Here is a 12,354-nt window from a genome sequence, read left to right as displayed (position 1 = left end):
TATAATTCGTCCCGTAGGAGAAACGATTAGACTTTCTCCTACAAACTGACCGCCATGACCGACGCCGACACCATTGCAGGTAATCACAAAACATTGGTTCTCTATAGCCCTAGCTTGAGTCAAGATATAGTGGGTATTTGCATAGGGAGACATATTGCCGTTTGGCATAAATATGATCTGTGCGCCTTTTTTTGCCAGTGCTCTTGAGCCTTCTGGAAACTCTAGCTCAAAACAAATCTGAGCACCGCAAACCACATCATTAATGCTAACCACTGACAAGTCTTCTCCGCTTGTAAATACCCCAACATCATCAAGCCAAAGCTTTGACTTTCGGTGCTTATGAATGATGTCTCCGTTTTTTATAAAAGAACATGCGTTATAGAAAAGTTGATCCTGCTTGTCAATATGTCCAATAATGATGGTTGAATCTGTATTTTTGCTTGCTTCCACTATGCTGTGAAAGTGCTCTGTTGATTGATGGTATAACGCTTCAATATTGTCTAGCGTCGGAAAGCCAGTCAAAGCAAGTTCTGGAAAAATCATAAAGCCATCGCAAACTTGATGATCATGGATTGACTTTAATATCGCAGCAGCATTTACCGTTACTTGATAATCGGTAATATCCATTTGATTGAGGACTATTTGCACAGGTCTTGCTCTTTATCGTAGGGGGTTGATACTTTCATAGTGCTTATTGGTCGCAATTATAGGTAATACTCGTTAATGATGGTCTTTAGAAACATTTATTTAAAATGCTATTTAAAACACGTTTAAAGACATTGTGACTCTAACCAACGACTCAATTTAATGATGTCTGGTTGATTTGACTTTAAGTCATTATAAAAAAAATAGAAACTGTCGCCGGTGAGTAATTCATGCATTGGGATTTTGACAAGATTTTGCTGATGTGTTTGTTCTAGCATCATATAGTTGTTGGTAAGCGTAATACCTAAGTTATAACGTGCAGCCTGTGCGGCAAGTAGTACATGGCTAAATCGATTAACCTTTACCTCGCTTGGTAGTTCAAACCCGCCTGCTTTACACCATTTTAGCCAATCATTAGCCGTACCTTCACTTTTGTCAGAGTATTTTACGGACAGTAAGGGGTGTTGCCATAACGCCTCAGGCAATGGCTGATCCTTTATTTCTGCCCAGAGCTTTTGACCACAGACAGGAAATAGCTTCTCAGCGAACAAAAACTTGCTGACGACGTTGTGTTTTGGTGGATTGACGGTGATAAAGCAATCCGAACATTGCTCATTATAATCGTCTTGGTCTGTCACCATATTTAAGGTCAGTTCAATCTCTGGATGCTGGTCACGGAAGTCTTCTAACCGAGGGATTAGCCAATTGACAGCCACTGAACTATACAGCGCTAGGCGAATATGCCCAGGCTTATCATGGCGAATGGCCTGACTAGTATTGGATAGAGCCGTTAGTGACTGATTCACCTCTATGAAATAGCGAGCACCTATATCTGTTAATGAAAGGTTTCTACCTTGTCTATAAAACAGTGCTTCACCAAGATATTCTTCAAGCGTTCGAACCTGATGACTCACGGCACTTTGCGTCACATTGAGGCTTTCTGCCGCCTTGGAAAAACTATTGAGCCTTGCGACAGATTCAAAGCATTGTATGGCACGTAATGGAGGGAGTTTCATTATGAGTTCAACTAATACTAAACGTTTTTTTATCATTATACGTCATGAGCATACGCGAATATACTATTTCATCTGACCATTAGGCTAAATGGCTTAATTTAGAGTTTTATGTATTTTGAGATAGATGTAAGGATGACAATGCCAAAGATGAGTGTTGGGTTTGCAATGATTCTATTGGTTGTAGGAAACATGATTGCAATCCTTTCAGATGCCCTGATAAAAGAATTGCCAGATAGCTCAGCCGTCTATCAGTTTGTGCTATTGCGTCAGCTCACCGCAGTTCTTATGTTATTACCGTTTTGTTTAGTCAATCAAAAAGCCAAGCTACTTAGTAATGTGAAATGGCACTTTGTACGTGGTCACATTTGGTTGTTTGGCGCGGTATTCATGGTACTGTCTATCCAAGCACTACCACTAGCGACGGTCAATGCTATTTTTTATACTGCGCCTTTACTGATGTTGCCGCTGGGGTTTCTGTTCTATAAAGATAGACTCACAGCACCAAGTATCATTGTGGCAATACTTGGCTTCATAGGTATTCTTGTCGTAGTAAAACCGACACAGATCAATATGGGCGCTATCTTTGCGTTGATCGTGGCCTTAACCATGGCGACAAACAATTTGCTGGTTCGTAAATTGCCTTCGAATCACACAGTTGCTCAGACCCTGTTCTTGACCAATTTAGTAGGAATACCATTGGGGCTTAGTTTGGCTATCTGGGAAAACGCCCCTTTGAGCTGGTACGCGCTATGGATAGCAGCAGGCTCAAATCTGTTTATTTTGATCTATGCGGGTATCTGCGTACTGGTCTACCGAGCGGTTGAAGCCCATAAAATATCTAGTGCAGAATATACTGGTTTGTTAGGAGCAGTGGTTATCGGCATCGTATGGTTTGATGAGATACCAGATATCAGTCTTTTGATAGGTTCGGCTCTGATTGTTTTACCTTTGATTTGGCTGGCCACGCTTGAGTCTATTAAATATAAAAGAACAGCCTTATAGAGCTTTTGGGTTATATTTTTTAGTCGTCATTGATGATTGTCTTTATAATCTCATTAAGATAAAAGTTTATTATCGTTCAATAGCTGTCATGCTTGTTGAGCTAAATGTAGCGTTTTACTTGCATAGGTAGGTATGAACTAATACATGGTTTGATGATTAGCAGAATCTCTGGGGATTTGCTGGATAGAATCCCAATGCTCAACAATTTTCCCACTATGATCAAATCTAAGGTTATTTATCAACTATATTAGGATGTATAGTGAAGGTGCTTTATCAATTGATAAATCCATTAAACACATAAGCTCATTTTAAAAAGACGCGAAATTTAGCGAGCGCGCATCTAACATGACCCCACTAGTGTTCAATGCGATACCATAAGAAGGATGTATGGGAATGTTAACGTCTGCGATTGCTTGCAGATAACGGCGCAGCATTGATAGTTGTGCTGGGTCAAAGAGCTGCCCTTGGTATACGTCAGGTAGTATCTCTTACCATAAATTTTTAACAGCCGTTTCTGTAGAAGGAGTGCGCCACGCTTGCGTCACTGCATCACGTAGAATTGAATCAAACAATGAATCATCGAGTACAGACAAGTCATGCTCAGTGGTTTCCCACTCTGCCCATGCCTGCTCTAGTAATTGGCTGTTTTAATGCCAAAAATTCTCTACCGATAGCGCACGTTTAAGCTTGTCTGATTTTGAAGATAGAGGTAAGTTGCGTGCTTGCTGTAGTGCGTTTTGTTAACTGTCTCTATTATGTTGGCTATGGTGTTGAGTCTCTTATGTGCTCGTAGGCCGTATTATAGTATCCATCGTGTATCTCCAAATGTGTGAATAAACCTTATAGGCGCATGCTACTAGAATTAATAATTTTGATAATCAGCAGGTTTAGAGAAATAGTTTCAATGATATTTATATAATGATGAGGCTAGTCACAGCAATCGATGGTGGTTGCTAAGTTAGACGTTAACTAAACGAAGGCATCACGATGAAAAATTTGCAGGATTTACGTATTTTTATTGAGACTGCTCGCTTGGGTAGCCTATCTGCCTGTGCTCGGCACTTAGATCTGTCGCCTGCAGTGGTGAGTGCAGCGGTCAAGCGATTAGAAGCCGAAATTGAGACAGTATTGTTTGTTCGCTCCACTCGTAGGCTGCGTCTAACTAGCAAAGGCGAGCAATATTTAAAGCATTGCCGAGATGCGGTGGCTATTTTGGACAACGCTTATGCAGGACTGCATGACAATGATGCTGAGCTCACAGGTACAATTCGACTGTCGGCGTCATCAGATTTGGGTCGAAACTTAATTTTGCCTTGGTTGGACGATTTTATAGACATTCACCCAAAAGTGACGGTGCAGCTACATATGTCAGACAGCTATGTGGATTTATACGGTCAGCAGATTGATTTGGCACTACGTTATGGTGCGCCCAAAGATTCTTCACTGGTCGCACTACCTATAGTTTTGAATAATCGCCCTATACTGTGTGCGTCAAAGGATTATTTGAGCAAAATTGATAAAGGTATTGGTATCCCAAAAATGCCAGAAGATTTATCGCAGCATAACTGCTTGTGTTTAGGACATGATGAGAAATATTTGAGCGAGTGGACTTTTGAGAAAGCGGGAAAGACTAAACGTGTGGCAGTGGATGGCAATCGCAGAAGTAAAGACGGTGATGTTGTACGCCGCTGGGCAGTAGCGGGTAAAGGCATCGCACTAAAGTCTCAGTTAGATATAGCCGGTGATTTAAAGGCAGGAAGACTTGTCGAAGTAGAGTTGGACGGCTGGCAAGTGGCCAACTATCCGCTGTATTTGATTTGCCCAGAACGGCGATTAATCGATCCGCTGTTTAATGCGGTCAAAGAGTACTTGATTAAACGGGTAGAGCAAGCGTTAAGGTAAAACGAAAACTGATTTTTATTCTGTTTGGTTAGTTTTAAGGTAGTTCACATTCAAGTGTTTTGCATGAGAAGTGTTTAATTAGACAAGAAGAACACCAATTCCTAGACCGTGATTGCTTGATGATTCTTTTAACTATTGCCATATTTTATCAAGCACCGTAAACCAATTTTTTGACGTCACCTTTTCAATCAGTTGATTTGAGAAATGACGTTGTTGCATCCGCTCAATTAGCATAGAGAGTTGACTGATATCAGATAGCTCATTAGGTAGTAAGCAACCATCAAAATCAGAACCAAAACCAACGTGATCTTCACCTAGATGATCGACCAGGTAGTCAAGATGGTCAACAATCACATCAAGCGAGATTTGCGTATTGCGTTGCCCATCTGCACGGAGAAACGCCACATCAAAATTCACCCCAACCATACCATCGCTTTGTTTAATAGCAGCCAGCTGCTGATCAGTCAAGTTCCGTGCTTGCTGACAGAGAGTATGTGCGTTTGAATGTGTCGCAACAATCGGCTGTTCGGCAATCTCTAGCGTATCCCAAAAAGCACGCTCATTCATATGTGACACATCGATCAGCATATGCTTTTCACGACATACCAAGATAAGGTCTTTGCCTTCGCGGGTTAGACCAGAGCCTGTATCCGGAGAATGAGGGAAGGATGCATTCAAACCATCACCGAAGAGGCTCTTTCTATTCCATAGTGGGCCGATGCTTCTGAGTCCTACATTATAAAACACATCCAGCAAGTCAGGCTGGATCGCTAAAAATTCAGCACCTTCAAGGTGTAACACGATCGCCAGTTGCTTATTCTGCTGACAAGCTTTGATTTGTTCTAGTGAGGTGCAAATCTGAATTTGACCATCAGACCTTGCCTGTAGTTGCTGAGCCAGTTTCAATTGGGCACAGCAAATATCAACGATTTCCTGCGAAGTAAAATCTGAATTTGATGGATTGGCTAGTTTGTCAGGATGGTTGTTTTTCACATAAGAGAAGGGTGGTAAAAAGATAGAAAATAATCCACCCATCCAGTTCGCTTCTTTGCAACGTTGTAAATCCAAATGTCCTGGTAACGTACCATAAATAAAATCATATACCGGATCGGCAGCTGAACTTAGCCAAAGGCGAGTCAATAGATCATTATGTCCGTCAAATATCACAGGCTGGGTATTCATATTTCACCTGTTACCATACGAGTAGGAATCAGTTTTTCTTTATTCAGCTGTTTGTTACTCAGTGATTTAGAATTCTTTGGATTGCGAAAGCGTAATTCTTCAAAAGGTACTGGCGTTTCGCTGTTGATACGTGCCTCCTCAATTAGGTAGTGATAAGGCGACTTGCCACAGACAGGATCAGCATTTTTGGCATCCCCAGTCAGCATAAACGCTTGGCAACGGCAGCCGCCATAATCGCGCTCTTTGTCTGGGCAGCTTTGGCAGATGTCGGGCATCCAATCATCACCGCGAAACTGATTGAAGCTCGTAGACTCATACCAAATATCTGACAGTGGTGCATTTCGTACATTAGGAAACTGTATTGGCATTTGTCTGGCAGCATGGCAAGGTAGGGCGGTACCGTCTGGTGCTACTGTTAAGAAAATTTTGCCCCAGCCATCCATACAAGGTTTTGGGCGTTCTTCGTAATAATCAGGCACTACAAAAATCAGTTTGCATTTGATACCACGTTCTTCAATCTGCTTGCGGTATTCATTGGTAATGCGTTCGGCACGAACCACTTGTGCTTTAGTTGGTAGTAAGCCTTCTATGTTTTCAAACGCCCAACCATAAAACTGACAAATAGCCAGCTCAACCGTGTCGGCTTCAAGCTCTAAGCAGAGATCAATGATCTGATCAATCTGATCGATGTTTTGCCGATGAATCACGAAATTGAGTACCATCGGATAGTCGTACTGTTTGACCAGACGTGACATCTCATACTTTTGCTCAAAGGCATGTTTTGAACCTGCCAAGGCATTGTTTACCGTTGGATCACTGGCTTGAAAGCTGATCTGAATATGCTGAAGACCTGCTTCTTTTAAACTTGCGATTCTAGCCTCTGTCAGCCCCATACCTGATGTAATCAAGTTAGTATAAAAACCTTGATTGTGCGCATAAGCGACCAGTTCTTCTAAGTCCTGACGAACCAGTGGTTCGCCGCCAGAAAAACCAAGCTGCACAGCGCCCATTTGCCGCGCCTGATCGAACACATCAAACCATTCCTCTGTCGTTAGCTCCTCTTTATATTGAGCATAATCAATGGGGTTGGAGCAATAAGGGCATTGCAATGGGCAGCGATAGGTCAGCTCAGCAAGTAGCCATAGCGGTAGTCCGACTGGTGCAGTCATACTAAATCAATCCAATGTTCACGCTGGGCGACCAGCATGTATTCAATGATGTCTTGCTCGATTTCAGGAATATCGCCAAACATCGCTTGTACCTTTTGGATAATATCAGCAATGGACGCTTGACCGTCAATATGTTGCCCAATGATACTGGCACTGTCATTGAGCTTAATCATGCCCTCAGGGTAGAGTAAGACATACGCATTTTGCGCAGGTTCAAACTGAAAACGATAACCGTGACGCCATACCGGTACGATAGATTTGTCTAGATCAGGTATACTCATTTAAACAATCCTTTATGCCAGACATTGTCGGTGGTCACGCTTTGATAAGGGGCTTGATTATGCACGTAGGCCAAGCTCAATGCATCCAAAATAGTCCATAAGATATCGAGTTTAAATTGTAGAATTTCTAACATACGCTCTTGTTGCTCGGCTGTTTTGAACGAGTCGAGCGTGATGGTCAGACCATGCTCAACATCGCGTCGAGCTTGGCTTAAGCGAGAGCGAAAATAGGTATAGCCTTGCTCTTTTATCCAAGGGTAGTGCTTGGGCCAAGACTCTAGACGTGACTGGTGAATTTGCGGAGCAAACAGCTCGGTCAATGAGCTACTGGCGGCTTCTCGCCATGAGGTACGCCGTGCAAAGTTTACATAGGCATCCACGGCAAAACGCACACCTGGTAACACAAGTTCTTCAGAAATCACCTGCTCACGAGTCAAACCAACTGCCTCTGCCAGACCTAACCATGCTTCACGCCCGCCGCCGTCAGGATACACGCCATCTTGGTCAATCATGCGTTGAATCCACTCTTGACGCACGCGCTGATCAGGGCAGTTTGCCATAATGGCCGCGTCTTTCAATGGGATGTTGATCTGATAATAAAAACGGTTGGCAACCCATGCTTGAATCTGCTGCTGCGTCGCTTTGCCTTCATGCATCATGATATGAAAAGGGTGGTAAATATGATAATACTGACCCTTATCCATGATCGCTTGTTCAAACGCTTCTGGGCTTAACGCTGTTTTTTCTTTTTCTTCTTGCATTGTTTTTACCTTACGATTGCTACCTTTGTCTTAAAGCTCAATCTGCATACCATCAAATGCTACTTCAACACCATGTTGTTTTAATGTCGCAGCTTGTTCAGACTGCTCATTCAATATTGGGTTGGTATTATTGATATGGATCAGCACCTTACGAGCGTTATCGAGTTGATCTAGGTAATGCAATGAGCCATCTTCACCACTAATATGTAGATGCCCCATGTCTTGACCGGTTTTTGTACCGACGCCGCACTCTTGCATTTCATTGTCTGTCCATAGCGTCCCGTCAATCATCACGCAATCAGAGTTTCTCATTATCTGCATCACTTGATCATCGATTTTACCGAGACCTGGCGCATAGAAGAGCTGCTTCTGGGTTTTTAAGTCTTTTACAACCAGAGCAATATTGTCGCCATCATGCGGGTCATTACGATGCGGAGAGTAAGGCGGTGCAGAGCTTCTAATCACTAAAGGTGTCAATTCTAAATTGTCAAAACCTTCAATTTTAAAGGCCTCCTTTGGATCGATTTGATTGTACTGTAGGCCGCCGTTCCAGTGCTTTAGCATATTGAACAGCGGAAAGCCTGTGCTAAGGTCTTGATGCACCATGCCAGTACACCATATTCGAATCGGACAACCTTCACGCAGGGTCAATAGCCCCGTCGTATGATCAAGCTGACTGTCCATCAAGACCACATTAGTGATGCCAGTATCTCTCAGTTGACGTGCCGGCTGTGCTGCCTTGAATTCAAATAATTGTTGACGGATATCAGGTGACGCATTGAACAAAATCCAATCCACACCATTTTCTGATATGGCTATCGAAGACTGGGTTCGGGTTTTTGCCTGAATCGTGCCTTGACGCACACCGTGGCAGTTATCGCAATTACAATTCCACTGCGGGAAACCACCACCAGCAGCTGAGCCTAAAACGTGAATATACATAAATCAATGCTTCCAAAAAATAAAAGCCCTAATCATCTAGGGCTTTTAATGGATTGAGTGCTCGTAAATTTTAGCGAGCTTCGAAATACATAGTAACTTCGAAACCAATACGAATGTCTTGAAAAGCTGGTTTGGTCCACTGCATGGGATTACTCCGGAACGATCTTACTACTTAAGAAGTAAGATTATTAAAGTGAATGAGTAATAAAGGGTAGTATAAGCCGACCCATGCTGTCAATTTCTTAGATGTTAGTAAAGCGTTAACGCGCATCGATCAAATGGTCTTCTATAGTAAGAATCAAAGTCAGTTTGTCATACCGAAGAGACAGTATGTTGGGCATGAAATTAAACATACTTCTGAATAGATTAAGTATAAATTATAGAGATAAAAAATCTGCTCGAAGTAAGTTAGGGCTATTTCAAGAATTTATGAGTTATACAAATATATTTTATAAACCGAATTTATCTATATAGTAATAGATAAACTTGGTAGATATTGGAGCCTGAAGGTGATTGCTGAATTGCAAGGCAGTGAGTTAACCAAAGCAATCTTGGAAAGTGTCAGTAACTACGTATGGTGTGCTGTTAGTAATATTAGTGATGACTATGCTATCGCAACTATAGACAATGGTTACTATGAGTTATTAGTCCCTATTGTCGCCTTTGATAATGTCCAGTTTGTTTGTGATAAAGGTGACCTATGGCAGTATGCTGTCTCAGTTAAAAGAGTAGCCCTTACTCATGATGATGTAGGGCTATAACTAATGTTAATAAAGTGACTGTTACGTTCTGCGTATAGATTATTTTTGCAGCCTATGCAAATAAATCTACCGCTTGTCTATAACCTCTTGTTCTAGATGACAAAATATATGTATCATCTAACTATAAGCTCATCTGTTTAGCCATCAGTGTCTTATAACTATAGACGCAACAGGTTCGAAGATGCTCAAGTAATTGCTGTTACAAAACTACTTGCTTAGCTTACTAATGATTGTCATTGATCAGGAGTAACAACATGGACGTAGTAATTGTTGGAAGCGAATTGACTCGCTTAATGCTTGAGGATGGTCATCAAAACATATGGTGTGCTGTAAGTGACGAGAGTGATGAGAACGCTCTAGAAGACCAGATAGGTAATGATTTCACAGCTCGCATTGTGGCTTTTGAAGATGGCCAGTTCTATTGTACGGGCGGTATGCCTTGGAAATATGCAGTGCCAATTCAGATAGTTGCATTGACGCGATATAACTTCTTGTTCTAGTTAACAAAAACAACTTGGATAGTTATTGCTGAAAGCAAACCCTAATATCGAAACGTTTAGTTAAATAAAATGCGTGACTAACAAGGCCATTCAAGCGATGCAATATAACGCTTGAATGGCCTTTCGTGTTTTAGAGCCAGTTTTCTATCATTTCAAAAAATCAGGACGCATGAAAGCAGGGTTTGGATAAGTATAGAATCCTTCACCAGTCGCGAACCCTAGTTTATTTTGATCAATTAATTGCTCTTTTAAATACTGAGCAGCTTTAAACCTTGCAGGATTTTTAGTTTTTTCAGCGGATAGTTTTGTGATGTTGTAGGCAGTGTTGATACCGATAGTGTCTAATATGCCGAATGGACCTGACGGTGCGCCAGTTACTATCATCCACGTTTTATCTATCGTATGTGGATCGGCAACTTCTTTGGCAACTAATTGCAGAGCTGCATCTATGAATGGTGCTAATAGGCTATTCATGATGTAGCCGGGTTGCTCCTTATCCAGCGGCATTGCCACCATGCCAATGGCAGTAGCAAAAGCAACCACCTCATCAAATACTTTAGGATCTGTTCCAGGATGTCCCATAATTTCAGCGACATTATGCATCCAAATTTTATTGGCAAAGTGTAGCGCTAAAAACTGAGCAGGTCGTCCCGTTGATTCTGCAAACTGACTAGGAAGTAAGGTAGAGGTATTGGTGGCGAAGATGGTTTTCTCTGGTGCTAGTTTGGCAAGTTTTTCATAAAACTCGATTTTAATTTCAGGGATTTCGGGAATCGCTTCAATCATTAGGTCAGCGTCTTTGACCGCGTCTGCTAAGTCTGAGGTATAGCTTAGGTTTTCAAAAGCCTTGTCCAGCTGCTCTTGGGTTGCTCTCAAATCCTTTCGAAAAGCCTTACACATCAATTGAAATTTTAACTTTGCTTCTTCTAAAACCTCATCATTGATGTCATAGACACTGACATTACAACCATGAAATGCGGCTTGAAAAGCAATCTGGTAGCCTAGGATGCCGCTTCCAGCGACAGTTACATTTTTATACGTCATTGTATTTATTTCCTAATAGTAGTGGATATAAGTTGCTAGATAAATGTCTAGAACTTATAGACCTATTATTAGATAGTTTTACTATATTATTCAACCTTCATTTTTATCAAAGCATCAAAGAGAAACCAAAAATACTGCTATAAAAACATCAGATAAGTTCACACCACTTGACTTCTTGCATTGATAATAAATTCAATAACTTAATAATGATGCTACTAGCTTCACATCTAATTATTTTATGATAATTGAAGGTTAGTCTAATGTAATAATGACATTTTTAATGACTGTTGATTTCAAAATATTTTTGACGAGGTTGTGAAGTAAATAACGAGATAAGGATGAGCTGTGTATTACTAGTTATCTATCAGATAAGATAGGTGGCTAAATTTTACTAAAATTATATTTTTCTACATCAATAGTACTGAGAGACTAAGAGGACAGGTAAATTTCTTAGAAATTTGAACAACAACATACTAAAAGTTAGAAAAGTAGTCTTATGGATAAGTCGCAGGAAATCATAAATAATCCACAAACCTCAGAAAAGTAAACAGTAGAAAACGTACTTATAGCTCCCTTTGTCTAGTGCCCCAACATCAAATGAGTAAGCTTAATATATGGATAAAGAATTAGGTAGTTTTTTAGAAAGTGTGATGCCAAGATTGCTAGCAGATATACTCAAAAAGTAAAACACTGATCATTACTTTTGATAAGATATGGTCTTTGCCGTATAGAACGTCCGCAACAGATTACTTATGTTCAGTGCTATCGCATAACAGCATACTATGTTTAGCTTAATAAAATAAAACAAGAAATCAGGATAAGACTATGAAGATATTACTAAAAAAGAATATGGTTGTTATTATTTTGCCGATGGCTTTATTTGGTGTGTCTTCTTGCGCTATGACTTCTGGTATTGATAATGATGGTGACAGTCGTCGTATTGATGGTGTGGCATGGAACAACCAGGTCAATACTGATGTTAATTCTATATTAGAAACAGAAGTGGCAGCTGATAAAGCTCGCTTAGTGTTTATGCGAAAATATGATAGCTATACTGAGCAAACCAGCACCAATATTGCTATTAATAACAGGTTTCAAACTAGTTTGCACGCAAATAATTACACCGTCGTTGAATCCTGTGCTGGCACT

13 protein-coding genes and 1 pseudogene are annotated in these 12,354 nt (G+C 41.0%); 5 read left to right on the top strand and 9 right to left on the bottom strand.

Annotated elements, in window-relative coordinates; all coding sequences use genetic code 11:
* Both ACT3QQ_RS12725 and ACT3QQ_RS12720 read right to left on the bottom strand, forming a co-directional pair.
* Nucleotides 1–648 (bottom strand): carbon-nitrogen hydrolase family protein (locus ACT3QQ_RS12725; protein WP_444528273.1); only part of this gene is annotated, 648 nt, incomplete at its 3' end.
* Between the two features lie 122 nt (nt 649–770).
* The gene (locus tag ACT3QQ_RS12720; RefSeq protein ID WP_444528272.1) at nt 771–1,661 is read right to left on the bottom strand and encodes a LysR substrate-binding domain-containing protein; all 891 of its coding nucleotides are present in this window, start codon (nt 1,659–1,661) and stop codon (nt 771–773) included.
* Between the two features lie 138 nt (nt 1,662–1,799).
* Here ACT3QQ_RS12720 and ACT3QQ_RS12715 point away from each other — a divergent pair, with 138 nt between their 5' ends.
* Complete coding sequence (locus tag ACT3QQ_RS12715) at nt 1,800–2,663, top strand: DMT family transporter (protein WP_444528271.1); 864 nt, start codon at nt 1,800–1,802, stop codon at nt 2,661–2,663.
* Between the two features lie 987 nt (nt 2,664–3,650).
* Nucleotides 3,651–4,565, top strand: a complete 915-nt coding sequence (locus ACT3QQ_RS12710) for a LysR family transcriptional regulator (RefSeq protein ID WP_444528270.1) — start codon at nt 3,651–3,653, stop codon at nt 4,563–4,565.
* Between the two features lie 132 nt (nt 4,566–4,697).
* On the opposite strand, the gene ACT3QQ_RS12705 is transcribed toward ACT3QQ_RS12710, so the two are convergent.
* The 6 genes from ACT3QQ_RS12705 to pqqA form a co-directional block, all read right to left on the bottom strand.
* Nucleotides 4,698–5,747, bottom strand: coding sequence for a dipeptidase (locus ACT3QQ_RS12705; protein WP_444528269.1), 1,050 nt, complete (start codon nt 5,745–5,747; stop codon nt 4,698–4,700).
* Complete coding sequence (gene pqqE / locus ACT3QQ_RS12700) at nt 5,744–6,916, bottom strand: pyrroloquinoline quinone biosynthesis protein PqqE (protein WP_444528268.1); 1,173 nt, start codon at nt 6,914–6,916, stop codon at nt 5,744–5,746. The genes ACT3QQ_RS12705 and pqqE overlap by 4 nt, the downstream gene beginning before the upstream one ends.
* Entirely contained in the window at nt 6,913–7,197 is a 285-nt protein-coding gene (gene pqqD / locus ACT3QQ_RS12695) for a pyrroloquinoline quinone biosynthesis peptide chaperone PqqD (protein WP_444521786.1), read from the bottom strand. The genes pqqE and pqqD overlap by 4 nt, the downstream gene beginning before the upstream one ends.
* Nucleotides 7,194–7,958 (bottom strand): pyrroloquinoline-quinone synthase PqqC, encoded by a 765-nt coding sequence (gene pqqC / locus ACT3QQ_RS12690; RefSeq protein ID WP_444528267.1) that lies wholly within the window; start codon nt 7,956–7,958, stop codon nt 7,194–7,196. Before pqqC ends, pqqD begins: the two co-directional genes overlap by 4 nt.
* Nucleotides 7,959–7,988: 30 nt before the next feature.
* Nucleotides 7,989–8,900 carry a pyrroloquinoline quinone biosynthesis protein PqqB gene (pqqB, locus tag ACT3QQ_RS12685; protein ID WP_444528266.1) on the bottom strand — a complete coding sequence of 304 codons (912 nt, stop codon included), beginning with the start codon at nt 8,898–8,900 and terminating at the stop codon, nt 7,989–7,991.
* A 70-nt stretch (nt 8,901–8,970) separates the two neighbouring features.
* Nucleotides 8,971–9,045 (bottom strand): pyrroloquinoline quinone precursor peptide PqqA, encoded by a 75-nt coding sequence (gene pqqA / locus ACT3QQ_RS12680; RefSeq protein WP_082894360.1) that lies wholly within the window; start codon nt 9,043–9,045, stop codon nt 8,971–8,973.
* 364 nt (nt 9,046–9,409) lie between these two features.
* On the opposite strand from pqqA, the gene ACT3QQ_RS12675 reads away from it, so the two are divergent.
* On the top strand, nt 9,410–9,661 hold the full coding sequence (locus ACT3QQ_RS12675; protein WP_444528265.1) for a hypothetical protein: 252 nt from the start codon (nt 9,410–9,412) through the stop codon (nt 9,659–9,661).
* A gap of 254 nt (nt 9,662–9,915) precedes the next feature.
* Nucleotides 9,916–10,161, top strand: a complete 246-nt coding sequence (locus ACT3QQ_RS12670) for a hypothetical protein (RefSeq protein WP_444528264.1) — start codon at nt 9,916–9,918, stop codon at nt 10,159–10,161.
* Nucleotides 10,162–10,308: 147 nt separating this feature from the next.
* Here the strand turns inward: ACT3QQ_RS12670 and ACT3QQ_RS12665 are convergent, their stop codons facing one another.
* Nucleotides 10,309–11,205, bottom strand: a complete 897-nt coding sequence (locus tag ACT3QQ_RS12665) for a 3-hydroxyacyl-CoA dehydrogenase (RefSeq protein WP_444528263.1) — start codon at nt 11,203–11,205, stop codon at nt 10,309–10,311.
* A gap of 825 nt (nt 11,206–12,030) precedes the next feature.
* Here ACT3QQ_RS12665 and ACT3QQ_RS12660 point away from each other — a divergent pair.
* Nucleotides 12,031–12,354, top strand: a pseudogene (locus ACT3QQ_RS12660) (OmpA family protein); the annotation flags it as partial.

The organism is Psychrobacter sp. AOP7-A1-24 (assembly GCF_052376235.1).
In the GTDB taxonomy this organism is placed as follows: Bacteria; Pseudomonadota; Gammaproteobacteria; order Pseudomonadales; family Moraxellaceae; genus Psychrobacter.
This window is presented reverse-complemented; position numbering and strand designations above follow the sequence as displayed.

Coding starts and splice junctions, on each gene's coding strand:
- ACT3QQ_RS12720 (WP_444528272.1), bottom strand. CDS start 1,661: ATGAAACTCCCTCCATTACGTGCCATACAATGCTTTGAATCTGTCGCA.
- ACT3QQ_RS12715 (WP_444528271.1), top strand. CDS start 1,800: ATGCCAAAGATGAGTGTTGGGTTTGCAATGATTCTATTGGTTGTAGGA.
- ACT3QQ_RS12710 (WP_444528270.1), top strand. CDS start 3,651: ATGAAAAATTTGCAGGATTTACGTATTTTTATTGAGACTGCTCGCTTG.
- ACT3QQ_RS12705 (WP_444528269.1), bottom strand. CDS start 5,747: ATGAATACCCAGCCTGTGATATTTGACGGACATAATGATCTATTGACT.
- pqqE (WP_444528268.1), bottom strand. CDS start 6,916: ATGACTGCACCAGTCGGACTACCGCTATGGCTACTTGCTGAGCTGACC.
- pqqD (WP_444521786.1), bottom strand. CDS start 7,197: ATGAGTATACCTGATCTAGACAAATCTATCGTACCGGTATGGCGTCAC.
- pqqC (WP_444528267.1), bottom strand. CDS start 7,958: ATGCAAGAAGAAAAAGAAAAAACAGCGTTAAGCCCAGAAGCGTTTGAA.
- pqqB (WP_444528266.1), bottom strand. CDS start 8,900: ATGTATATTCACGTTTTAGGCTCAGCTGCTGGTGGTGGTTTCCCGCAG.
- ACT3QQ_RS12670 (WP_444528264.1), top strand. CDS start 9,916: ATGGACGTAGTAATTGTTGGAAGCGAATTGACTCGCTTAATGCTTGAG.
- ACT3QQ_RS12665 (WP_444528263.1), bottom strand. CDS start 11,205: ATGACGTATAAAAATGTAACTGTCGCTGGAAGCGGCATCCTAGGCTAC.